The sequence below is a fragment of the Isachenkonia alkalipeptolytica genome, assembly GCF_009910325.1.
GTDB lineage: Bacteria > Bacillota > Clostridia > Peptostreptococcales > T1SED10-28 > Isachenkonia > Isachenkonia alkalipeptolytica.
The window spans coordinates 139,073-162,465 of the sequence record NZ_SUMG01000007.1 but is presented as its reverse complement, the minus strand read 5'-3'; the positions used below and the strand labels follow the sequence as shown (position 1 = coordinate 162,465).

Here is a 23,393-nt window from a genome sequence, read left to right as displayed (position 1 = left end):
ATTATGAGCTTAATTACCATTGTAAAAGCTACGAAGTAAAAGCTGCGAAGTAAAAGCTACGAAGTAATAGCTACGAAAAATGATATCGGGGGTAGGGATTTCCTTCGAAAAATTCCTGGTGTTCCTAATTGATACCCTGTTTAGCAAAAAATCCACTAGGGAATTATTTTAACCGCAATGCCGAGAAGTCTCCCTCCTCTTAGCCTTCCTTACTCACAAAGTGAGCGCGTAGGTGGGAGATGAATCGGTGGTTTTGCCTTTGGAAAATGGGTATAAATAAATCAGTAGATTCAGCCTAAACGAGGTGAGAGTGATGCAGTTGGACAGCAACAAACATTCAGTGTTTCTGATGAATTATCATCTGGTATTGATCAGCAAATATCGACGCAAAGTCTTTGATGAGAAAGTTTCAGAACGAGCAAAAGAATTTTTTTCTTATATTGCACCGAACTACAATATCGCACTAATGGAATCATGATCAAGACCATGTTCAATTCTTTTCAGAGGGCATCCAAACAGTGAACTATCGAAATTTATCAACGCTTATAAAAGCGCTAGTTCAAGACTTTTGAAAAAAGAGTATCCTGCCATCCGTCGTAAACTTTGGAAGGACCATTTCTGGTCAAGAAGTTACTGTTTGCATACAACCGGAGGAGCCCTGCTGGAAGTCATAAAAAACTATGTGGAAAGCCAGGGTGAAAAGGGATGAACCGAGCCTTCAAATTTCGAATTTATCCAAACGCTCAACAAAGAAACCTGATTGCCAAAACTTTTGGCTGTGTTCGCTTTGTCTACAATCGTATGCTTTCGGATCGAATCGAACACTACAAATCCACGGGAAAAAGTCTCTATAACACCCCGGCCATGTATAAAAAAGAATTTGAGTGGCTGAGGGAAGTGGACAGCTTAGCGCTGGCCAATGCGCAGTTAAACTTAAACAAAGCCTATGCTAATTTTTTTCGAGACAAATCCATCGGGTTCCCGAAATTCAAATCGAAAAAGAAGAATCACAAAAGCTATACCACCAATCGGGTAAACGGAAATATCCGCTTAGAAAACGGGGTACTGGTACTTCCAAAACTTAAAGCGGTAAAAATCAAGCAGCACCGCCAAATCCCGGAAGACTATACACTGAAATCCGTAACCATTAGCCAAACACCATCGGGGAAATACTACGCAAGCATGCTGTATCACTGTGAGCAAGAGATCCCCGTTGTAGAGCCGAAGGTGTTTCTGGGACTGGATTATTCAATGAAAGAGCTTTTCATCTCATCCGAAGGAATTCCTGCGGAGTACCCAAGATTTTATCATCAATCCCTGGCAAAGCTGCAGAAAGAACAGCGAAAACTTTCAAAATGCCAAAAGGGAAGTCAAAACCGAAATAAGCAGCGCATGAAAGTGGCGAGGCTTCATGAAAAGGTTCGAAATCAACGGAAAGATTTTTTGCACAAGTTATCACGGCAGATAACCAATGCCGCTGATCGCGTGTGCATCGAAGACCTGAATATGAAGGGGATGGCTGGGGCTCTTCACTTTGGCAAAAGTGTTTCTGATAATGGGTTTGGCCTCTTTGTCAGTATGTTGGATTACAAATTGAAGGACCAGGGAAAAGCAGTCATCAAAATTGACAGATGGTTCCCAAGCTCTAAACTCTGCAGCGGTTGCGGCGAAAAGAAAGCAGAACTTCACCTTTCGGAACGGGTATACCACTGTGAAGCTTGCGGGCTCACCTTAGACCGGGATCATAATGCAAGTATCAACATCAAAAATGAAGGGATGCGTATGACATTGGCATAACTTCTACATGAAACCGTGGGGCACACGGGGTTAGCTCGCTTATGCTGTAGCCGGTAGGCTACTCGAACGAGAAGCCCCCGCTTCTATAAGTGGTGGGAGTATGTCACAAAATTGCATGGTATTCGTGATTGATTCGGCTAGTGGAGAAGGGTATAGCCGATCCGGTTGGTGCTTTAACAGATGGCTTGCGGGCAACTGCTGGTTTAGCAGCCGGATTGGTGGTCAGATTGGTGGGCAGTGGGAAGTGGGCAGTGGGCAGTGAGGGAGAAGGGTAACAGCTGATACCTAGAGTATCTATGACTCAAGTACCTCCGTCCCCTTTGTGCTACCCTTTGTGCGATAGGATATGTGTTATAATATTATCAACATGGGTATAGGACTAATATACTTAATTACGAGGGGGATGTCAGTATGGTTAATCCCATAAAAAAAGCGGTTCAAAAGGTTTACAAAAGTCTTAAGAAAAATAAATTGGAAAACTCCGAAGGCGTATACAACGAGTGGGCGAAGGAAAAAGAAGGAAGTGTGGATTTCTTTGAAAAGAAACTGCATAAAGGGTCAATGGATAAAAGACTCAATTCCAAGGCGAAACTTCGAAAAGATGTGCGGGGGTATCTTCCAAAGGATCAAAAGGAACTGAAGCTTCTGGACGTGGGAGCGGGACCGATTACAAGACTGGGCTATAACTGGGAGGATCGCATTATTCATATCGAAGCCGTGGATGTGAACGGGGATTTATATCAAAAACTATTTAAAAAACATAACATTACCCCTCCGGTCATTACAAAGAATTCCGAGGCGGAAAAAATCCATGAACTTTACGAAGGGGAAACCTTTGATTTTGCTTTTTCAAGAAATGCACTGGACCACTGTTACGACCCGATTAAAGGGATTAAGAACATGGTGGATCTCATAAAACCCCAACGTTATGCAGTACTGCTGCACCGGCGAAACGAAGGGCTTTCACAAGGGTATCGGGGGGCGCATCTTTGGAACTTTGATGTGGAGCAGGATCAGGTAATTGTTTATAATCCCTCAAAAAAATATAAGCTTAGGGAGGAATTATCGGGAGTGGAGGTTCAGTACAAGCTGGAACAGACTCCTAAGGATGAATGGATCTACGTTGAGATATTTAAAAAATAGAAATTTCCTTGAAAAGGGACCCGAATTGCCGGGTTCTTTTTTTACTGCATTTTTCTCTTGCGTTTCTTTTACATTTCTTTTGTATTTCTTTTGGGGTTGGTATTGCCTGGCTTTTCGGGCCACCCCTTTGTGCTACTTTGGTCCTTTTTTAGTTTTTTTTATGGAAATTCGAGAATAAATGGTATAATATATTATGATTAGCAATTATAGACCTTAAATACTAGGGGGAAGAAAAAATGTCTTATGAGAAAAATACCAGGGCACCGAAATCGAAAAAGAAAAATAATAAAACCCTGAAGACGATTCTAAAAAGTTTCGGACTGATCATGATTTTGTTGTTGATTGCAGCCGTGCTTGCGGGAGGCTTTGCCTTAAGCTTTGTACAAAGCGCCATAGACGAGACCCCGGATATCGATCCGCAAAACATGTACAGTCTGTTAGGGGAGAACTCCTTTATTTATGACAACGAAGGCAATCAGTTGGAACGGATTGACGAAGAGGAGCAGCGAATCATCGTGGATTACTCGGAAATCCCGGACCATGTGATTGATGCCTTTATTGCCATTGAGGATGCCCGTTTTTGGGAGCATGACGGATTGGATTTTCGTCGAATAGCAGGGGCCGCCTGGACCAACTTTCGAACCGGGTCCCAGCAGGGGGGAAGCACCATAACCCAGCAGCTGGCAAAGAACCTCTACTTGAGCCATGATCAGACCTATACCCGAAAGATTCAGGATGCCTATTATGCGGTGGAAATCGAAAACATCCTGGCCAAGGATCAAATACTGGAAACCTATTTAAATACCATCAATCTCGGGGGGCAAAACTACGGGGTGGAAGCCGCCTCTCTGGCTTATTTTTCCAAACCCGTATCGGAGCTGAATCTAGTGGAGGGGGCAGCCCTGGCGGGGATCGCCCGTAATCCTTCCCGGTATTCTCCGATTCGATACGTTCCCGAAGAGGATGTTACGGAAGAGATGATTGTCCTGGACGAATCCGGGGATTATATCATCATATTTGATGAGCGAAGCTTACCAAGACTTCGGTTGGTATTGAAAATGATGAAGCAGCACGATTTTATTACGGAAGAAGAGCACCGGGAGGCCTTAGGAGACACCGAGGATCTTCACAGCCGCATTGAACCCGGTCGTTATGAGGACTCCGGGATCTCTTCCCATTTTGCGGATTTGGTCAAGGATGAGGTGAAAGAAGCACTGATTGAAGAGGGTTACACCGAAGAGGAAGCCTCAAGAATGCTTGGATTCGGCGGACTTCGGGTACACAGCACATTAGACCGACAGATGCAGGAAATCGCCGAAGAGGAGTTTAATAATCGGGACAACTTCCCGAAGAATGTACTGGACGATGACGGCAATCTGCTAAGGGATGAACACGGTAACGTGCAGCCCCAAGCGGCCATGGTGATCTCCGACCCGGAAACCGGAGAAATCAAAGCCTTTATGGGCGGTCGGGAAACTTCGGGCAGAAGAATATTTAACCGAGCGACGGGACGGGGAAGACCCACCGGTTCCAGTATGAAGCCCTTAGCCGCATACATCCCTGCCTTGGATAACAACCATACGGCGGCCAGCGTGATTGATGACATCCCCATATATTTTCGTAATGATCCGGAAGAAAGGGGTCCAAGGAATGTTGGGAACACCGGTTATTTAGGACTGATCAATCTTCGGGAAGGGATAAGAATATCCAGTAACGTTACCGCAACTATATTGTTGGATGAACTGGCTCCAACCAGGACGGGTTCCCAGCAAATCATGGCGGAATATTTAAGTGAAATGGGGATAAATATTCCGGAGCCTAATTATTCCCATGTGCTGGGTTCTGCGGATACTTCCCCCTATCAAATGAATCGTGCTTATAACATGATTGCCAACGAAGGGGTTTATAGCGAGCTGATCTCCTTCACCCATGTGGAGGATGCCAAAGGAAACGTGATTTTGGAAAATCGGCCGGAAAAACACCGAGTGGTAGATCCCGATGTGGCCTACTTGATGACGGATATTATGCGTCATGCGGTAACCCCGGCAAATGAGGGTTACGGTTGGCAGGCGGCGATTCGCAAGAATAACGCAGGAATTCCCGTGGCGGGAAAAACCGGAACCTCTCAGGAGCAAAAGGATGCCTGGTTTGTAGGCTATACCCCTTATCTGTCCGCCGCCACCTGGATTGGATTTGATGAACAGGAGGAATTAGGCTCCAGCAGTGTAATTTCTGCAGAACTGTGGTCAAAAATCATGGGACGAATCCATGATGAAAAGGAATATCCGAATAAAGATTTTGAACGGCCGGATAATATTATTGAAGTGGAAATCTGCGCCACCTCGGGAAAACTGCCCACGGAGCTGTGCGAACAGGATCCTAGAGGTTCTCAAGTAACTACGGAACTGTTTATCCGGGGGACGGAGCCCACGGAAGAATGCGATGTGCATCAATTAGTTAAAATTCATGAGCCCACGGGTACCATCGCCACGGATGAAACCCCCTCGGATGAAATTGAGGAGCGGCTCTACATTGTTCCGCCGGAGCCCTATGATCCCGATGAACATGACGGGATTCGACCAAGGGATTATGAGTACCGAATGCCCACAAGTTATGATGACCGGGAAACCTACGATCCCAGTGAACACGGTAGCGGTTCCGTAAGTGTACGGTATATGGAAGTGGATGAAGACGGAGAGATCATCGGTACCCTTCGGGATTCAAGAGAAGCGGAAAGCGGTCGGATCGGGACAAGTTACAGTACCCGGGAGCGATCCTTTGAAGGCTACGAATTCGTGGGAGTCGATCCCTCAGGAGCCCCACGGGAAGGCAACATCGAGGAAGGCACCCAACGGGTAACCTATCTATATCGAGCAGTGGAAGAGGAAGAACCGGAGCCGGAAGATCCGCCGGAGGATGACGACGATGACGATGACGACGATGAAGACGACGGCAATGATGACGACGATGATAGTAATAATGACTAAAGAATGACAGCGGGACGGAGTTTTTGTCATCTCCTCATAATTTGTCGGGATACAGTCACTCCTGAAAAGTTAAAGAAAGAAGCCTTGAAAACATTTTAAAGACCCGGAATAATCATTCCGGGTTTTTTTGATGACAGGATGACAGCGGGACGGAGTTTTTGTCATCTTATGACAGCGGAACAGAGTTTTTGTTATCTCTGTTCTTTTTTTGCCTTGAATTCCCGGATTAAAGCCGGGGGCTAAGAACGCAAAGACTGTTTGTGGATAACTTCCGGGTTTTGCAAAGAAATCCCTCCGAGGTTATGCACATTTCCTGCACATATACACAATATTTTTTGCCGGACATTGAAAAGCGCAGCACCGCAAGAAAAAAATCCTATGGAACGTCGCCGCATCGGAGCCGAACAGTAAAATAAAGTTCTAAAAGCGCTAAAGGTCTTTGCCACTTAAATAGGGAAAGAGAAAATAATGAAAAGGGAAAAGAAAAACAGTATTAAAGCGGAGAAATAGGGGTATAAGTAAATACTCTAAAATCGGGTTGTAAAAAAATCTTATCGGGTTGTAAAAAAATCTTATCGGGTTGTAAAAAAATCTTATCGGGTTGTAAAAAAATCTTATCGGGTTGTAAAAAAATCTTAAACATATAAATGTACAGGATGTACGGTTTTTCAATTCCGAAAAAAATAAAACCGGGTGAGGAGCCTGGGAGGAGTTGTTTCACATGAAAAAGTCTAAAATGATGATGATAAAAAAGGCTGCAAAGGCAGGCTCCCTTACTTTTCTAATTTTCATTCTGGGCTTTTCCACCCTGGCAAGAGCCTATCCTTTGGACAAGGAACTGGAATCCGTTTATGATAAGCGGGGAGGCACTTTTGTAGAGTTCACCTATTATGGGAAAGAATTTTCCGAGGAGATGGCCGGGGAGAATTTCAGCCCGGATAGTAATTCATCTTTGCAACAGATATATGAACGGCTGGATCCAGAAGCTTTTCATCCCGCCCGCTGGGTTCAGGAACAAAGTAATCGGGGCTGGATAACCTTTAAGAAAGAAACCACCGGGGATCCCGATCTGGTAACCGGGGATTCCGACCCGGCGAATGAGCCGATCGTTCTTCGGGAAGGGCCGGCAGCAGGGAGTGCGGTCCTTGCTACAGTAGAAAGCATAACCGAAGACCATAAAATGCTTCCGGTTTTGGATGAAATCAACGACTATCTCTATATACAAAGCGACACTCTGGAAGGGTGGGTTCATAAGGATCGGGTTTCCCGACAAGGAAGCATGGAGGAACTTTCACTGAATACCATCAGAATAAGGGCTAAGGTATTAAATTTTCGCCAGGAACCCTCCTTGTCGGGAGAAATTCTTGGAAGGGTAGGGGCAGGGGAAGTATACAGCCTGCTGGAGGTTCAGGAGGACTGGGTAAAAATTTTAAAAGATCATCAAATCGGTTGGGTTCACAGAGCTTATACCGAGGAGCACCGGGCAAAAATTCCGGAGGAGATGTATCAATTTATGCAATTGGCCACAGGAATGCCTTCGGGGATTCTTGAGGAGGAAATTCAACAGCTGTTTCATCGGTTATCTCCCGGGAAGGATGTTCCTGAAGAAATTGGGAAGGCTTTGTTGGAAGCCGGTGAAGTTACGGGGTTGAACGAGGTATATCTTGCAGCGCTGGTACTGAACAACTATAAGGAAGCACAGGTAGAGCTTTATGAAGGGATATTGGTAGATGAGGTCGGAGGATCTCCGGTGGAACCGAAAACAGTATATAACTTCTTTTCCATAGGGGCATCGGATCGTGCACCGGTTAGCTCAGCAGCGGAAACCGCCTATGATAAAGAATGGTTTACAGCGGAAAAAGCCATCCTGGAGGGGGCTCAATGGATTTTAGAACATCGGATCCATGGAACCGAAGCACTGGAAAGGGAAGAGGATGGGAGGCTGGACACGCTGCACAAACTGATTGTGGCATCCTACTTGGAAAGGGAGGCCGATACCCTCCTGCAAGGAGAATCGTTAACAAACAACGAAGCTCTTGTTCTTGAAATTCAAGGGTTTTTGGAAGAGGAACTCCGGGAACATCAAGAGATTCGAGGCTGGATAAAGGATATTTACGAGGAATTTGAACTGGAAAATCAACGCTTCCATATCCCGGTTTTCGATAAGACATGGTATTGGCCGTTACCCGGCTATCAACGATTATCCTCGGACTTCGGTTACCGTAGGGACCCCTTTGAGGGAGATCTACGATGGCACCGGGGAATTGACATTCCGGCACCGGTGGGAACGCCGGTAATTGCCGTACAATCCGGTGTGGTTATAAAAAGCTTCCGGGGAGAAAGCTACGGAAACTGGCTGGAGATCGATCATGGAGGAGGGCTAACCACGCGGTATGCCCACAACAATGAGAAGCTTGTATCCTTGGGGAGCTATGTAAACAAAGGCGACCTGATCGCTCGAATCGGCAGTACCGGACGATCCACAGGCCCCCATCTGCACTTTGAAATTCGCCTTAACAACCAAGCGGTGGATCCCCTACCATGGTTCTTAGAACCGGACAGAGGATTCGGCAGTGTGACAGAGTAATCGTCAATCGCAATAGTTTTGCGGAGGGAAAAGATCTTGAGATGATCCTGAAAAGATCCTGAAAAGATCCTGAAAAAATCCTGAGAAGATCCTGGAAAAATCCTGAACGATAATGAACATGTCTTGAAAGACATTCGAAAAAAGACCCGGATTGATTTTTCCGGGTCTTTTAGCTTCGTTTAGCTCTTTATTTTTCCTGACCGGAGGATTTTCCTTTATCGGACAGGGTCATATGGGTTCCGATGATTCGCTTAGGGGCCTTCATTTCATCCCGAAGCCCAAAGCCTGTAGCCAGTACCCATTGGTACTCATCATCCCGGGTTTTCAGGCGGTGACTGAACTTGAAAAATTTCTTTTCCGAGTTTAAGAAAGCCTCCAGGGCCTGGTGAAAATTCTCCCGGTCCTCGGGATGAATCAGTTGCTGCCACTTTTCCTTTCGCTGAATGATCAAGGTGGGGATTACCCCGTGACTTCGGTAGTACTTGGAGCGGAGGGTAAATTCATCCCTTATCATGTCCAACTCCCAGTAGCCGTCATTCACCTCTTCCAAAATCAGTTGGTATTTCCGGTTCAAATCCTCTGCATTCTGTAAATCCAGTAAAGATTGTTGGTACCGAATTTCTAATTCCTCTCTGGAAAAATCCTCCATTGGGGATTGTTTCTCGTTTGCTTTATTTCTTGTTAACTCTCTCATCAAAATCCTCCTATGAAACCTTCAAAATACTAATAATCTTGTGAAAAACCCTCTTTGTCGTGAAAAAACGGTAAGCCCCATAGACCACAAGTGCTGATAACAAAGTGCCGGTTAGAATATCCAGGGGAAAGTGAACCCCCACCATAACCCGGGAGATCCCGGTTAGGGCGGCTAAAGCCAAGGCGGTCAGCCCCAGTTTTTCATGGACCAGATAGACGGCGGCGGCAATGGCAAAGGCACTGGTGGCATGCATGCTGGGAAGGGAACCGGAAGCTTCATGATAAATCAGACTCTCAATATCCAGAGCCATAAAGGGTCGGGGTCTCTGGTAAAAAATGCGTATGACGTACACCAGTATAAAGGCCATAAAGGGTCCCCCGAGAGCGGGTACAATATTTCGGTTTTTTCTGATTAACAGCGTCAGGAGCAGGGCCAAATATATAAGTACAAACAGGGTGGAAGAGGCGTTGGTAATAAACACCATCCATTCCCCCAAAAAGTCGCTTTCCATGGTCAGGGAGTAAAGTCTGAAAAACAAATTTTCATCCATCGATTGGATCAAGTAACCACATCCTTTAAGAGTTTCTCTTTATTTTTTTTCAATAATGCGGTATTCTATCCTATAGAGAGTACTATGGGAAGTTTTTGTAAATTGTAGAATTCCTGTGGCATATTGTACCATAAATCGCTAAGAAATGCTATAGTGTCATGAGACAGAGAATATAATCAACAGGAGTGGGGAACTTGGTAAAAATGATTACAAGGGGATACTTAAGAAGTAAAGCCCAGATAATTTTATGGTTGCGGGGGATCATCCTCGGTGCCGGGGTGATTATCCCTGGGGTCAGCGGGGGTACCATTATGGTGATCTTCGGAATGTACGAGAAAATGCTGCAGGACCTTCTCAGGTTTCACGTCAAACCCTATATTGCCATGGGCATCGGTGTCTTAGTAGGAGTATTTGCAGGAGGGGCACTGCTGTCCTTTTTATTTGATCATCATCCGGATCCGACCTATGCTTTTATTCTGGGATGCCTGCTGATGTCGATTCCCTTAATCTTAAAGCGGACCCGGGGATATACGAAAAAGCGGCTGTTGCTTTTGGTTACCGGGGGGATTTTATCCTTCAGCCTACTTGAGCTTCCCACACTGTTTATCGGTACAGAGTTAACCCTGGGGCAAACCTTTTTGGCGGGATTTGTATCCAGTGCCACGATGATGGTTCCCGGAGTTTCCGGAAGTGCGTTGCTGATTGTTCTCGGCCTTTACGAAGAAATTTTAGAGGCGGTGCGGGACTTTCAGATGGGGACCTTGATTATCTTTGTCACCGGGGCGGCCACAGGGGTCTTTATACTGGCGAAGGTATTAAAAACTTTGTTTACTTTATACATGTCGGAGATCCTGTTCTTTTTTACCGGGTTGATTATCGGTTCCTTTAATATGGTAATGCCCGGGACCATCGGGTTCTTCCCGTTGGTAACCTTTGGACTGGGACTGGCTTTGGTGTACCGTTTCGGAAAATAATTGCATGGTCGAGTTGACGAAAAATGAAGAAAGAATGAAGAAAGAATGAAGAAAGAATGAAGAATAAAAAACGAGTTAAAGAAGTAAGCAGAACGCTGGAGATGAATACAGAGAATGAAAATAGAAAACCAAGGATTTAAGAGGTATATATAAGAAGTATATATAGAAGTGATAATATCTGAAAGCGAGGAAGTCGTATGAAAAAGAAATTAAGTTTAGTAACCATAGGAAAGGCATGGTTACCGGTGCTTCTTTGGATGGGGGTTATCTTCTACTTTTCCCATCAGCCCGGGGATGTATCCGGGGACGCCAGCGGTCGCATTGTAGGGGCGATCACAAGTCTGCTGGCTGCAATTATACCTTTTATTGAAATCAATGAAGAGATGCTGCACTTTCTGTTTCGAAAGGGAGCCCATTTCGGGGTTTATGCGGTGCTGGGAATTCTTTCCGTCCGGGCTTTTCAAATTTCGGGATATTCGGGAAAACGGGGATTGCTCTACGGATGGATCCTGGCCACGGTTTATGCAGGGGTGGATGAGTATCATCAAACCTTTATTCCCGGTCGAAGCGGAGAGGTTAGCGATGTATTAATTGACAGCGTCGGCGCTGTTACCGGTATTGCCATGTACTGGCTGGCAAAGGGGATTCGACTGCCTTCGGCGGCTGGAGTGAATACGCTACAGTACATACTGTTGCAGGAGCAACAGCAGGAGCAAAAGCAGGAGGCGCAGCAAATGGAAGAGGAAGAGCAACAGCGAAATCAGGAAGAACAACCGAAACAACAAGAGCAACAGCGGCAAGAAGAAAAAGAAGAAGTTTTCAGGGGCAGTAGGGCGAGGGCTGTTCAAAGATTGAAAGAAGAGGGTTGGGAGAAGTAAAGTCGATAAAAATAGTCGATAAAAATACAAGAAGGCCGGGTTTTCACTGTGAAAACCCGGCCTTTTAATTCATAGAGCATACTTGCTTCATAGAGCATACTTGCTTCATAGACCATATCTAATGCATAGACCATATTTAATTTAGAAAGCGTAATTATGTTTATCCGTAGAGTATCCTGGATAAAGAACATTCGGCATAAGAAACCCTAGAATCTGGGATACTGTCGTCGCTTTTTACGAAGTCTTCCATTGAACCGGATAATAAAGCCGATCAGCCCTGCTAGGGCCACAAGACCTATTAAGCCTCCCAAACCGGTTCCGATATACAGTCCGATATGATTGCTGAGAATATCTCCCCGACTGACTTCCGGATAGACGGCATAGCTTTCTTTTGCCTCCCGCTCTTGAATACTGGCAGTGCCCACCGGTTCCTCGGGGTCCATGGAAAAGGGAGAAACATCCTTTAGCTCCACCGCCACATGGATTTCTTCTTCATTGATATCGTTTTCGAAATACAATACTTCTTCCTGGATAGTTACAGGAACCTCGGCGGTGTGCACCGGTCCGAAGAATCGCAGAGGGCGGTACTCCACTTCCAGGGTGTCCACCCGGTCTCCCGCTTCAAAATAGGGAGTTCTTTCCGCCTCATCAAAGCTCCAGTCCATGATCCGGTCCATATCCTCAAATACCATGGTATCCCCATGATTGTATTCCGAGTTTAAAACTATTCCTGCGATCTTTCTGCCATCGCGCTCATAAATGGCCACCAGACATCTTCCTGCAGCAGGTGTGTAACCGGTTTTCACAAGTACCGGATCGCCGTTGGCCACTTTCCGGCGGGCATTTTCCCAGGGGACCGTTCCCCTCGGAGTGGGGATGACTACGCTTTCCGTTAAAAGCACTTCTTCCACCCAGGGGTTACTAAGGGCTTCCCGGGTAATCACACTCAGTTCGTAGGCCGTGGTGTAATGATCCTCATCATGAGTACCGCTGGCATTGGTAAAACTCGTGTTTTCCAGTCCCATTTCATCGAAACGGTCGTTGATCATTTGGACGAAACTTTCCCCATCCCCTGCCACATGATCCCCCACCATAGCGGCCACATCGTTGGCGGAGTAAATCAGCAGTGCCTCCATGGCGGACTTTCCCGTCATTTCATATCCCAGGGGAATCGGACCGTAATCCGTATTAAGGGAGTAGGAAGGCTGGGCTAAAGCATTTTCCGTATAGGAAAGGACATCTTCCTTGTCGCTGTTTTCCGCAAACAGTAATCCGGTGATGATCTTGCTGGTACTGGCGGGGTAAGCCTTCTTATCGATATTTTTGGCATAGAGAATTTCGCCGGTTTCCACATCGATGGTAATGCCCATTTCTCCCCGAATAATGGGAAAACCCTCTTCGTCGATAATTGCGACTTCTTCGGCTTCGCTATCGTCCGTATCGCTTTCCTCCTCGGGAACGGCATAGACACCGGTGGTGGCTGAGAGCATCAGGGCAGCGGACAAGGTAAAGATAACGGTTTTTTTCCATAGGTGATCAAACATATTATTAGCTCCTTTAGTTTAGTTGGTTTTAATTTCCTTGGTTTTAGTTTAGCGGGTCTTGATGGGTTTTGGCTTTCGATATGTATTTCCGCCCCGCTGCTTAGAGCATGGACTCTCTCATTTTAGCAGGTAATTAAGGATTGGGGAAGAGGAAAATGAAAAAATAGGACAGAGATGCTAGAGGGCTCTGCAAACCGGGAAAATGATGTTATAATAGAGGGGATATCAAGTGATAAGGGAGTGGGAGTAAATGAAAAAAACATGGTTGCTAGGAATAATTTTTACAGCCCTGATTTTATCCGGTTGTTCCGAAGAGGAGCCTTTGAGTCCCGAAGACCCACTGGGGACCTATTTAGAGCACTGGGAGCAGGGAGATTATCCGGAGATGCTTCAACTGTTGGAGGATAATTCCCGGGAGCTGATAGACCGGCAGGAATGGGAGTTTTCTCAGCGATACGAAAAGGTTTACAGTGATTTGGAAATCGAGGAGAGAACCTTTAGTTATGAAGCTGTGGAATTTGACGGGGAAGAAATGGACCTCGAAGAGCTGGAAGAGGTGACCTATGAAGTGCAGGTTCGGATGGCTTCCATGGCGGGGGAAATCGAGTATACCACGGAGGTCCCTTTGATTAAGAATATGGAAATTGCAGAACAGGAAGCAACCGGGGAGGACCGGGAAAATCCCTGGGAAGTGGTTTGGGAACCAGCTCATCTGTTGAAGGGAATGGAAGCTCCCGAGGATCTAATCGGGGTTTCTATGGATCCGCCGGAGCGGGGAGAAATCTTTGACCGGGAAGGTCGGGGGCTCGCCGTAAACGGCCGGGTCTATCAGGCCTCCATTGTGCCCGAGGCCACTGAGGACTTAGAGGGCACCGTGGACGCTTTCGCTTCGGTCCTGGGACTGTCCCGGGACCGGGTGGACTCCTTGGCGAAGCAGTATCCCGACCGTCCCGACTGGGCGGCGCCGGTGCAGCGGGTCAGCATGGAAGACCCTAGGGTCTCGGAACTGGTGGAGATTTCCGGCGTGTTGCTCTCGGAAATCGACGGTAGAGAATACGGCGGCGGTGAGTACACCGGCCATGTAATCGGCCATGTGGGCCCGATAACCGCAGAGGAACTGGAAGACCGGGAAGGGGAGGGCTACTCCAGCACCTCCACCATCGGGAAGAACGGCCTGGAACTGGCCTACGAAGAAGTCCTTCGGGGCAGTCCCGGTGTCCGGATTACGGTAACCGATGAAGATGGAGAAAATGAGCGGATCATAGCGGAAACCGAAGCGAAGAACGGGGAGGACATTCATCTGACCATCGATTTGGATCTGCAGCAAACCTTAGCCGAAACCCTGGAAGGGGAAAAAGGAGCCGTGGTGTTGATGGATCCCAAAACCGGAGAGGTGCTGGCCCTCAGCAGTGAGCCCGCCTTTGATTCGAACCTTCGAACCCTGGGGCTTCCGGACCCCCGGGCCTCGGAAATGGAGGACGCCGGGGAGCTCTTTAGCCGGCGCTTTCAGAACCGCTACGCTCCCGGCTCCATCTTTAAAGCCTTTACCGCGGTAATGGGTCTTGAGGAAGGAACCTTGGACCCCGAGGAATCCTTCGAAATCGAAGGGCTTCAATGGCAGGAAAGCAGCCAGTGGGGCGGCTACCGGGTAACCCGGGTGACGGACCGGATCACCGATGTGAATTTACACCGGGGAATGGTCCACTCGGATAATATCTATTTTGCCAAGCAGGCCCTGGCTCTGGGCGGCGACGCCATGGAGCGCTACGGAGAACTGCTGGGATTCGGACGGGAAGTGCCCTTCGAGTTTCCAATGTATATTTCCAGTCTTTCCAATGAGGGAATCAACAGCGAGCCCTTACTGGCGGATACCGGTTTCGGCCAGGGACAGATTCAAGTATCCCCGGTGCATATGACCGCCATGTTTACCATATTTTTAAATGACGGGGACATGCTGACGCCGCGACTGTTTCTTCAGGATGTGGCTCAGGAGCTGGAACCGGAGGGCGAAGCCGGGGAAGACAGCGAAGAAGACAGTGCCGGTGACAGCCCAGACGACAGCGAAGAAGCCGGCGACGAAGAAGAAGCCGGCGACCCTTCGGAAGACTCCGGGGAATTCAGTCCCCGAGTCTTTCAGGAAAACATCGGATCGCCAGAGAATATCGGCATCGTACGGGATGCCCTAATTGCGGTTATGGAAGAGGAAAGCGGCAGCGTTTATAGGGAAAACCCGGGTCATAGCCGAAAGCTGGCAGGGAAAACCGGTACAGCGGAACTGAAATCCGATTACATGGCCGAGGGGGATGAACTGTTGGGATGGTTTGTCAGCTTTGATTACGAAGCCGAGGACTTACTGTTGACGATCATGGTTGAAAACACTGAAGGACGAGGGGGAAGTCGGGTGGCCCTGGAGCTCAGTCATGAGTTTTGGGAAGCCCTGGAATAATCCGATAGGCCACAGCTATTGATAGAAGCACATCAAGGTGTTGAACCGGCATCAATCATCTCATTAATGTAATAAAACTAAATATCAGTTTTTCCTTCCAAGTTTCCAGGAAGGGTTTTGGACCGCGGCTTTCGGGGTATACAAAAATACTGCTGAAGGTTTACCGCCTTTGGTGGTATTACCAAGTGCCCGGAGGTCAAAAGAATCCGGGTATCAAAGAACAGGATCAATTAATAATTATTAAAGGGAAAAACCCCACAAAGCTGTAGAACGAATAAACGGGATAAAGCTGTAGAACGAACAAACGGGAGGAATGAAGATGGAAAACCATGTAAAAAAAGAATACCAAGCCTGGCTGGATAGCGAATTAGTGGACGGGGAACTAAAAAAGGAATTAAAGGAAATACAGGGGCAGGAGGCGGCGATTGAAGACCGCTTCTACACCTCCCTGGAATTCGGAACCGCAGGTCTTCGGGGAGTCATCGGTGCGGGACCGAACCGGATGAACAATTTGACGGTTCGAAGAACCACCAAGGGCCTGGGCCTGTATATTAGAGGCCAGGGAAAAGAGGCCCGGGACCGGGGCGTAGCCATTGCCTACGACTGCCGGCGAAAATCCCCGGAATTTGCCAAGGAGGCGGCTCTGGTGCTTTCCGGCATGGGGATCAAAACCTACTTGTTTGAAGGGCTTCGCACCACCCCGGAGCTGTCTTTTGCCCTACGGGAGAAAAACTGTATCTCGGGAATCGTCATTACCGCCAGCCACAACCCTCCCGAATATAACGGTTATAAGGTGTACTGGGAAGATGGTGCCCAGATTTCATCGGAACGGGCCAAGGGGATCATCGAATCCATTGAAAAGATCAACACTTTGGAATATACGGAAATCGTAGAGGAAAACGCTGCCATAGAACAAGGCATCTTGGAATATCTCGGTGAAAAAATGGACCGGGCTTACTTAGAAAGGGTGAAACAGGAATCCGTCCACCAAGGGATTTTCCCCCGGGCGAAGGATTTCGCCGCGGTGTTCACCCCCCTTCATGGAACCGCAAGCCGGCCCGTGGAGACGATTTTAAAAGAACAGGGACTGAAAAATCTGCATATCGTTCCTGAAGAGCAGGCCCCCAACGGAGAGTTCCCCACGGTGAAATCCCCAAACCCTGAGGACAAAGAAGCTTTTGAACTGGCACTTAAACTCGGGCAGGAAAAAAATGCGGACCTGATTTTCGGCACGGATCCCGACGGAGATCGGGTGGGCGCCATCGTACGAAACACCGACGGTGAAACCCAGCTGCTCTCAGGAAACCAGATCGGTGCTTTGATTCTTTATGATCTGTTAGCGACCAAAAAGGAAAAGGGGGAACTTCCGGAAAATGCCTTGATGATCAAAACCATCGTTACCAGTGAAATGGGCGTGGATATTGCCAAAAACTTCGGTGTGGCTACGGAAGACACCCTGACTGGCTTTAAATACATCGGCGAGCGAATCAAGCACTATGAACAAACCGGCGAGAAAACCTACCTCTTCGGCTACGAAGAAAGCTACGGCTATCTGGCGGGGACCTATGTAAGGGATAAAGATGCGGTGGTGGCCTCTATGTTGCTGACGGAAATGGCCGCCTATTACAAAACTAAGGGGAAAAACCTGGTGGATGTGTTGGAAATGCTCTACGAGGAATACGGATACTACCAGGAAGATCTTCACTCCATTAAGCTGGAAGGAAAAGAAGGACTGGAAAAAATTCAAAAAGTACTGGAGACCTTCAGAAAAGAAGGATTGCAGCAGGTCGGGGGAAAGAAAGTCCTTAAAACCGTGGACTACGCCGCTGATGATACCGGGCTGCCAAGGGCCAATGTGGTGAAATTCTTCCTGGAGGATGATGCCTGGATGGTGTTAAGACCCTCGGGAACCGAGCCGAAGTTAAAAATTTACGGCGGGGTAAAGGAGAATTCCCTAAAGGAAAGCCGAAAAACCCTGAAGCACATTATGGACGGTACGCGAGAAATGGTAGAGGATAATTTATAAGCGAGGTGACCTATGGAAAAAATATCGTTGGATGCAGGATACTTAAAAAACATGATCGGGGAAGAAGAATTATTCGATTGGGAAGATCCGGTGGAAAAGGCCCATTACGACCTTCACAATGAGATGGGAAAAGGCAATGATTTTGTGGGCTGGGTCAATCAGCCCCGGGATTTTGATATGGAGGAACTTGAAAAGGTACAAGAAACCGCAAAAAGACTACGGGAAAACACGGATATTTTCCTGGTGGTGGGCATCGGCGGCTCCTATTTAGGGGCGAAGGCGGGGATTGAAATGCTCACCCCCTTCTTTTACAACGATTCCGAAAAGCTCCGAGGCGAGGGGCCCAGGGTATATTTTGCCGGACATCACTTAAGCGGCCGGTACCTGGAAGAACTGCTCCAGGTCCTGGAAGAGGGGGAAGTAAGCATTAACATCATCTCCAAATCCGGAACCACAACGGAGCCGGCGGTGGCCTTTCGGATATTGAAAAACTATATGGAAAACCGCTACGGAAAAAAGGAAGCGGCGAAACGGATTGTGGCCACCACAGACCGGGAAAAAGGCGCTCTAAAGGAGCTGGCGGACAAGGAATGCTATGAAACCTTCATCGTCCCCGATGATATCGGCGGCCGGTACTCGGTGCTGAGCCCTGTGGGTATGCTGCCCATGGCCGTGGCGGGAATCAACGTGGAGGATATCGTCAAAGGCGCCAAGGATGCCTACGCCCAACTGTTGGAGCCGGAAATTAAGAAAAATCCCTGCTATCAGTACAGCGTATACCGAAATATCCTCTATGGAAAAGGAAAAAAGATTGAGATCCTGGCCAATTTTGATCCCCGTCTAACCTATTTCGGGGAGTGGTTCAAACAGCTCTTCGGAGAAAGCGAAGGAAAAGAGGGAAAAGGCATTTTCCCCGCAACCCTGAATTTTACCACGGATCTCCACTCCATGGGGCAATATATCCAGGAGGGAGAGCGCACCCTCTTTGTTACCGTCCTGCGGGTGGAAGACGAGGAAGCAGAAACCACCATCGCAAAGGATCATAAGAACCTGGACGGCCTGAACTATCTTACGGGAAAAACCCTGGGTGAAATCAACGAAAAGGCCCTGCAGGGAACCCTGGCCGCTCATTATGAGGGAGAGGTCCCCGGCATGATCCTGACCCTGCCGAAACTGGATGCCTATTATTTCGGCTACATGGTCTATTTCTTCATGAAAGCCTGCGGCCTCAGCGGCTACCTCCTAGGGGTAAACCCCTTCGACCAGCCCGGGGTAGAGGCCTACAAAAAGAACATGTTCCGCCTCCTGGGCAAACCCCAATAAGATGACAGCGGGACGGAGTTTTTGTCATCTCCGGCATCGAGGGTGACAGCGGGACGGAGTTTTTGTCATCCTCAGCATCGTCATTGCCGTCTCCCGCAGCCCAATATCATCTAATATTATCTAATATTATCTAATATCATCCGTAAAACGGAAGTCTTCTGAAGCCTTGGTTTCAGCGGGAAAAATGAATCGGCGGTTGTCCTATGCAGGTCGTTACTTGCGAAGGGCAGCCGTTTTTAAGGTCTTTCGAATTTTCAAGCCTCCCTTTGTTTTAAAAGTCCCTCGGTAAAATCATATAGTCAAAGGTTATATATTTTTAGGCTGGAAAACAGTAATTCCCACACCGGGAACCTCTGTGCCATCCTCTTCGTCTAAATCCTATATAACCCGGGGCTGAGCCTAATGGGGAACAAAGAAATATTACAATAAAAGAAATATTTCAAGTGAATAGGAACTGGCAAACTTCCTGCAACCGCTTTCAAGCATTGCGCACATCTTAAAAAGAGGAAAAAAGAAGTTTTCGTCTCTGGACAGACCCGCAGGAGAGACAGACTCGCAGGGGAGACAGACGCACAGCGAAGACAGAACCACAGCGAAGACAGACCCGCAGCGAAGCTTGAGGTAATCTTTTATCAGCAGCAGGAAAAAAAGTTGCATCAAGTAGGAAAAATATAGTATATTGATAGAATAGAAAGTTATGGAGATTTTTAAGATACAGGGGATAGGAGTGGGTAAAGTGTTGAAAAAGAAGAAATTGATACCGGCGCTGATTATGCTGGGAGATGCGGCAATTATAAATATTTCCTTTATTATAGCTTTTTTATTACGGTTTGAAGGAAGTTTTTTCATCAGCAATGTGGCCCAGCGCCACTTCGAGATCTATTTGAGCAATATTGTAACCATCACCTTGATTAAACTGGTGATTTATTACATCTTCGGGCTATACAAAAATCTGTGGAAATACGCTTCAATTTATGAAGTGTTACAGATTGTAGGAACCACGGTTGTGGCAAACACCGCTGTGGTCAGTTATATGTTCTTAACTCAGGATCCCCTGCCCCGAAGTATTTTTGCCATTGTGGTACTGCTGGACATTGCCCTGATCGGCGGTCTGCGTTTCAGCTTCCGGGCAAGCAGAAGTCTAAGAGATCGTATGGGGGATAAGGGTTTCAAGAAAAAAGGGCAAATAAAGCAGAAACGAAGTTTGATCATCGGTGCGGGAGAAGCAGGAGCCCAGGTCATCAAAGAGCTCAGAAATCATAAAGAACTGAACAGTATTCCCGTCGCGGTAATCGATGATAATGATGAAAAATACGGAGCAAGAATTAATGGAGTTCCTGTAGTAGGGGACCGGTATCATATTAAAAAAGTCGTGGAAAAATACCGCATCGATGAGATTATTATTGCCATCCCCTCCATGCAGCGCCAGGAGATCCGGGGAGTTATTGAAGAATGCAATAAGACCAAATGCAAGCTAAAAATTGTTCCGGGACTTTCGGAGCTGATCGACGGAGAGGTTTCCATTCAAGCCATCCGGGAGGTTAAAATTGACGACCTGCTGGGCCGGGAGCCTGTTAAGTTGGACATGGAAGGAATTCAAGGTTATATCAAAGATCGGGTGGTGTTAGTTACCGGGGGAGGGGGATCCATCGGTTCCGAACTTTGTCGTCAAATTGCGGCGATCCAACCGAAAAAGCTGTTGATACTGGACAACTATGAGAACAATGCCTATGCCATTCAAAATGAAATTCGAAGCACTTATCCTGAAGTGGATCTGTTTACGATCATCGCCTCGGTGCGAGAGAAGGAACGTATGGATGAGATTTTTGCGACCCATAAACCCCAGGTGGTCTTTCACGCCGCCGCCCATAAGCATGTGCCCTTGATGGAGGATAATCCTCAGGAGGCGGTCAAAAACAATATATTCGGCACCCGGAACGTGGCGGAATGTGCGGATAAGTACGGAACGGAGCGGTTTGTGCTGATCTCCACGGATAAAGCCGTAAATCCCACCAATATTATGGGGGCTTCAAAACGGGTGGCGGAAATGGTCATTCAGGCTCTGGATAAGGAAAGCAATACGGAGTTTATCGCCGTGCGTTTTGGGAATGTACTGGGAAGCAACGGCAGTGTCATTCCGCTGTTCAAAGAGCAGATTGAAAAAGGCGGTCCCGTGACGGTGACCCATGAAGAGGTTACCCGTTACTTTATGACCATCCCCGAGGCGGTGCAGCTGGTGGTTCAAACCGGTTCCATGGCCAAGGGAGGCGAGATTTTCGTACTGGATATGGGAGAGCCGGTGAAAATCATTGACCTCGCCCGAAACCTGATCCGACTGTCAGGCTTTGAGCCGGATGTGGATATTGAAATCAAGGTGGTGGGTCTGCGTCCCGGAGAAAAACTTTACGAAGAGCTTCTGCTTGACGGGGAAGGCCTGGAAGATACCTGTCACGAAAAGATCTTTGTGGGAAAACCCATGTATACGGACTTTAAGTTCCTGCAACGGGAGCTGGATATTCTTTGGGAAACCTTGGATAAGGACGGCGGAGAAATTAAAGGATATATGGGAAAAATCGTTCCGACTTATAAGCAAACAGCGAATTAACCGAAAACGAAAACACCGGCATAAGGGCAAAAATGTACCAGAGGGTCGGACCCCCTGGTACACTTTTTGATTTTCAATGAAGTTATAAAGAAGCCTTTGCCGCCACCTGCAGAGCGTCCCAGGTTCCCGAGAAGGGCGGGGCGTAGGCGAAGTCCGACAGCAGGATGTCCTCTAGGGTAAGGCCCTGGTCTATGGCCAACACCAAGGTGTTGATCCGGTGGGCAACCCCTTTGGTGCCTGCCAGCTGGGCTCCTAGTAAGACTTTGGAGTCCTTATCAAAAATGTATTTGATATATACGGGACTGTTGTCGGGATAGTAGCCGGCCCGGTGAGGGGCTTTGATAAAGTTGGACTGGAAATTGTACCCGTGGTCCCTTGCCTGTTTTTCATTGAGACCGGTTTGGGCTAAAGTAAGGTCCAGGATCTTTACCACGGAGGTTCCCAGGGCGCCGGGGAAGGTTTTATCCTTGCCGGCGAGGATTTCCGCTAAAATCCGTCCCTGCTTACTGGCGTGGGTGGCCAGGGGGATGTGTACCGGCATATCCAGAAGTTTATGGTGTACCGAGGCACAGTCCCCGGCGGCGTAGACGTCTTTCAGGTTGGTCTCCATCCGGTTGTTGGTGATGATGGCACCGTTTTCGAGGGTTTGGATTCCCGTGTTTTCCAAAAACTTCGTGCCGGGAGCCACACCGATGGCCATCACCACAAGATCCGCTTCATAGGCTTTCTGATCCGTTACCACGTGGGTTACGTAACCATGGGCATTGCTTTTGAAACCCTCTACGTTATCGGATAAATGCAGGTTGATATTTTTGTCTTCCAGTTCATCTAAAAGAATTTCCCGGATTTCTTCATCGTAGGTTTTCATAATCTTCCCGGAACGATTGATCAGGGTAACGTTTTTCCCCAGGGAGTGAAAGGACTCCACCAGCTCTAAGCCGATGTAGCCGCCTCCAACGATGACGATGTTTTTTACCTCGGAAAGCAAGGCCGCTTCTTTGATTCTTTTGCCGTCGGGAATATCCCGAAGGGTGAATACGTTTTTCGGAGCCTCCTCCATAAATTTCGGTGTAATGGGAGCGGCGCCGGTGGAAATCAGCAGGGTGTCGTAGGATTTTTCAAAGGTTTCATTCTTGTCCAAATCCTTCACTGTAACAGTTTTTTTCGATGGATGCACTTGCAGGACCTGATGGTGAATATGAACATCCACCCTTTTTTCTTTAAAATCCTCGGGGGTTCGAACAATTAATTTCCCGGGGTCTTTAATTAAATCTCCGATGTAATAGGGAAGGCCGCAGGCTCCGTAGGAAATGTGAGGACCTTTTTCGAAGATCGTGATTCGAGTCTCCGGGTCTTCCCGTTGAAGCTTCGCCGCACAGCTCATTCCTGCAGCAACCCCTCCGATAATGACAACTTCTTTTTTCATATCTCAACCTCCTTCTAGGACTTGGTACTGATTTTTATTTGGTATTTCATCAGAAAACATGGGGAAAACTTTATATTTCAATGATGATGACGGATAAAAGCAAAAAAGAAAATGGTTGACGTAATTTCAAATATGTATTATTCTATCATTACAGTCAAGAGGACTCCCTCCTCAAAACGCCATAGCCTTTAGGTGGGAGGTGAATTGGCGGTTTTATTTTGTTTAAAAACAAGTTTGTAGGGTGAAATATAATTGTACTCACTGTTCTTTGAAAACTGAAGATAAGAGGTTGTGACAGGAAAGACGTCTGTCGCGTAAAATCTTCAACGTCAAGAGCACAGTAAACGTACTCCCAAAGGGAAAACCAATGGGATAGCGGGGTTGGGTGTCATTAGCACACCAACGTGTCAACT

14 protein-coding genes and 1 pseudogene are annotated in these 23,393 nt (G+C 47.4%); 11 read left to right on the top strand and 4 right to left on the bottom strand.

The genetic code is table 11. The features are described from left to right. Nucleotides 1–313: 313 nt before the first annotated feature. The 5 genes and pseudogenes from tnpA (at nt 314) to ISALK_RS07765 (ending at nt 8,514) form a co-directional block, all read left to right on the top strand. A pseudogene (gene tnpA, locus ISALK_RS07785) lies at nt 314–709 on the top strand (IS200/IS605 family transposase). Further along, on the top strand, nt 706–1,797 hold the full coding sequence (locus ISALK_RS07780; protein ID WP_160720917.1) for an RNA-guided endonuclease TnpB family protein: 1,092 nt from the start codon (nt 706–708) through the stop codon (nt 1,795–1,797). Before tnpA ends, ISALK_RS07780 begins: the two are co-directional and overlap by 4 nt. A 411-nt stretch (nt 1,798–2,208) precedes the next feature. Further along, nucleotides 2,209–2,940 (top strand): methyltransferase domain-containing protein, encoded by a 732-nt coding sequence (locus ISALK_RS07775; RefSeq protein WP_160720916.1) that lies wholly within the window; start codon nt 2,209–2,211, stop codon nt 2,938–2,940. A 236-nt stretch (nt 2,941–3,176) separates the two neighbouring features. Further along, the gene (locus ISALK_RS07770; protein ID WP_160720915.1) at nt 3,177–5,927 is read left to right on the top strand and encodes a transglycosylase domain-containing protein; all 2,751 of its coding nucleotides are present in this window, start codon (nt 3,177–3,179) and stop codon (nt 5,925–5,927) included. A gap of 721 nt (nt 5,928–6,648) precedes the next feature. Next, a complete protein-coding gene (locus ISALK_RS07765) occupies nt 6,649–8,514 on the top strand; it encodes a peptidoglycan DD-metalloendopeptidase family protein (RefSeq protein ID WP_160720914.1) in 1,866 nt (621 codons plus the stop codon). Between the two features lie 187 nt (nt 8,515–8,701). Here the strand turns inward: ISALK_RS07765 and ISALK_RS07760 are convergent, their stop codons facing one another. Continuing rightward, complete coding sequence (locus ISALK_RS07760; protein ID WP_160720913.1) at nt 8,702–9,208, bottom strand: PAS domain-containing protein; 507 nt, start codon at nt 9,206–9,208, stop codon at nt 8,702–8,704. Between the two features lie 10 nt (nt 9,209–9,218). Then, nucleotides 9,219–9,770, bottom strand: a complete 552-nt coding sequence (locus tag ISALK_RS07755) for a phosphatase PAP2 family protein (protein WP_160720911.1) — start codon at nt 9,768–9,770, stop codon at nt 9,219–9,221. Between the two features lie 191 nt (nt 9,771–9,961). Between ISALK_RS07755 and ISALK_RS07750 the strand changes: the two genes are divergently transcribed. Then, nucleotides 9,962–10,732, top strand: a complete 771-nt coding sequence (locus tag ISALK_RS07750) for a DUF368 domain-containing protein (protein WP_236660323.1) — start codon at nt 9,962–9,964, stop codon at nt 10,730–10,732. Between the two features lie 197 nt (nt 10,733–10,929). After that, complete coding sequence (locus ISALK_RS14920) at nt 10,930–11,610, top strand: VanZ family protein (RefSeq protein WP_201756865.1); 681 nt, start codon at nt 10,930–10,932, stop codon at nt 11,608–11,610. A 206-nt stretch (nt 11,611–11,816) separates the two neighbouring features. Here ISALK_RS14920 and ISALK_RS07740 read toward each other — a convergent pair whose 3' ends face one another. Further along, nucleotides 11,817–13,154, bottom strand: a complete 1,338-nt coding sequence (locus tag ISALK_RS07740; protein ID WP_160720907.1) for a D-alanyl-D-alanine carboxypeptidase family protein — start codon at nt 13,152–13,154, stop codon at nt 11,817–11,819. A 250-nt stretch (nt 13,155–13,404) separates the two neighbouring features. Between ISALK_RS07740 and ISALK_RS07735 the strand changes: the two genes are divergently transcribed. The 4 genes from ISALK_RS07735 (at nt 13,405) to ISALK_RS07720 (ending at nt 21,554) form a co-directional block, all read left to right on the top strand. Next, entirely contained in the window at nt 13,405–15,600 is a 2,196-nt protein-coding gene (locus ISALK_RS07735) for a penicillin-binding transpeptidase domain-containing protein (protein ID WP_160720904.1), read from the top strand. A gap of 319 nt (nt 15,601–15,919) precedes the next feature. Then, the gene (locus tag ISALK_RS07730) at nt 15,920–17,626 is read left to right on the top strand and encodes a phospho-sugar mutase (RefSeq protein ID WP_160720901.1); all 1,707 of its coding nucleotides are present in this window, start codon (nt 15,920–15,922) and stop codon (nt 17,624–17,626) included. 12 nt (nt 17,627–17,638) lie between these two features. Continuing rightward, nucleotides 17,639–18,949 (top strand): glucose-6-phosphate isomerase, encoded by a 1,311-nt coding sequence (locus ISALK_RS07725; protein WP_160720898.1) that lies wholly within the window; start codon nt 17,639–17,641, stop codon nt 18,947–18,949. A 772-nt stretch (nt 18,950–19,721) separates the two neighbouring features. Beyond that, nucleotides 19,722–21,554 carry a nucleoside-diphosphate sugar epimerase/dehydratase gene (locus ISALK_RS07720; RefSeq protein ID WP_236660322.1) on the top strand — a complete coding sequence of 611 codons (1,833 nt, stop codon included), beginning with the start codon at nt 19,722–19,724 and terminating at the stop codon, nt 21,552–21,554. Between the two features lie 82 nt (nt 21,555–21,636). On the opposite strand, the gene ISALK_RS07715 is transcribed toward ISALK_RS07720, so the two are convergent. Then, nucleotides 21,637–22,980 carry a CoA-disulfide reductase gene (locus ISALK_RS07715; RefSeq protein WP_160720892.1) on the bottom strand — a complete coding sequence of 448 codons (1,344 nt, stop codon included), beginning with the start codon at nt 22,978–22,980 and terminating at the stop codon, nt 21,637–21,639. Nucleotides 22,981–23,393: the final 413 nt, after the last annotated feature.

Bases quoted from the DNA above. Each gene is read 5' to 3' on its own strand.
- ISALK_RS07780 (WP_160720917.1), top strand. From the start codon at position 706: ATGAACCGAGCCTTCAAATTTCGAATTTATCCAAACGCTCAACAAAGA.
- ISALK_RS07775 (WP_160720916.1), top strand. From the start codon at position 2,209: ATGGTTAATCCCATAAAAAAAGCGGTTCAAAAGGTTTACAAAAGTCTT.
- ISALK_RS07770 (WP_160720915.1), top strand. From the start codon at position 3,177: ATGTCTTATGAGAAAAATACCAGGGCACCGAAATCGAAAAAGAAAAAT.
- ISALK_RS07765 (WP_160720914.1), top strand. From the start codon at position 6,649: ATGAAAAAGTCTAAAATGATGATGATAAAAAAGGCTGCAAAGGCAGGC.
- ISALK_RS07760 (WP_160720913.1), bottom strand. From the start codon at position 9,208: ATGAGAGAGTTAACAAGAAATAAAGCAAACGAGAAACAATCCCCAATG.
- ISALK_RS07750 (WP_236660323.1), top strand. From the start codon at position 9,962: ATGATTACAAGGGGATACTTAAGAAGTAAAGCCCAGATAATTTTATGG.
- ISALK_RS14920 (WP_201756865.1), top strand. From the start codon at position 10,930: ATGAAAAAGAAATTAAGTTTAGTAACCATAGGAAAGGCATGGTTACCG.
- ISALK_RS07740 (WP_160720907.1), bottom strand. From the start codon at position 13,154: ATGTTTGATCACCTATGGAAAAAAACCGTTATCTTTACCTTGTCCGCT.
- ISALK_RS07735 (WP_160720904.1), top strand. From the start codon at position 13,405: ATGAAAAAAACATGGTTGCTAGGAATAATTTTTACAGCCCTGATTTTA.
- ISALK_RS07730 (WP_160720901.1), top strand. From the start codon at position 15,920: ATGGAAAACCATGTAAAAAAAGAATACCAAGCCTGGCTGGATAGCGAA.
- ISALK_RS07725 (WP_160720898.1), top strand. From the start codon at position 17,639: ATGGAAAAAATATCGTTGGATGCAGGATACTTAAAAAACATGATCGGG.
- ISALK_RS07720 (WP_236660322.1), top strand. From the start codon at position 19,722: ATGCTGGGAGATGCGGCAATTATAAATATTTCCTTTATTATAGCTTTT.
- ISALK_RS07715 (WP_160720892.1), bottom strand. From the start codon at position 22,980: ATGAAAAAAGAAGTTGTCATTATCGGAGGGGTTGCTGCAGGAATGAGC.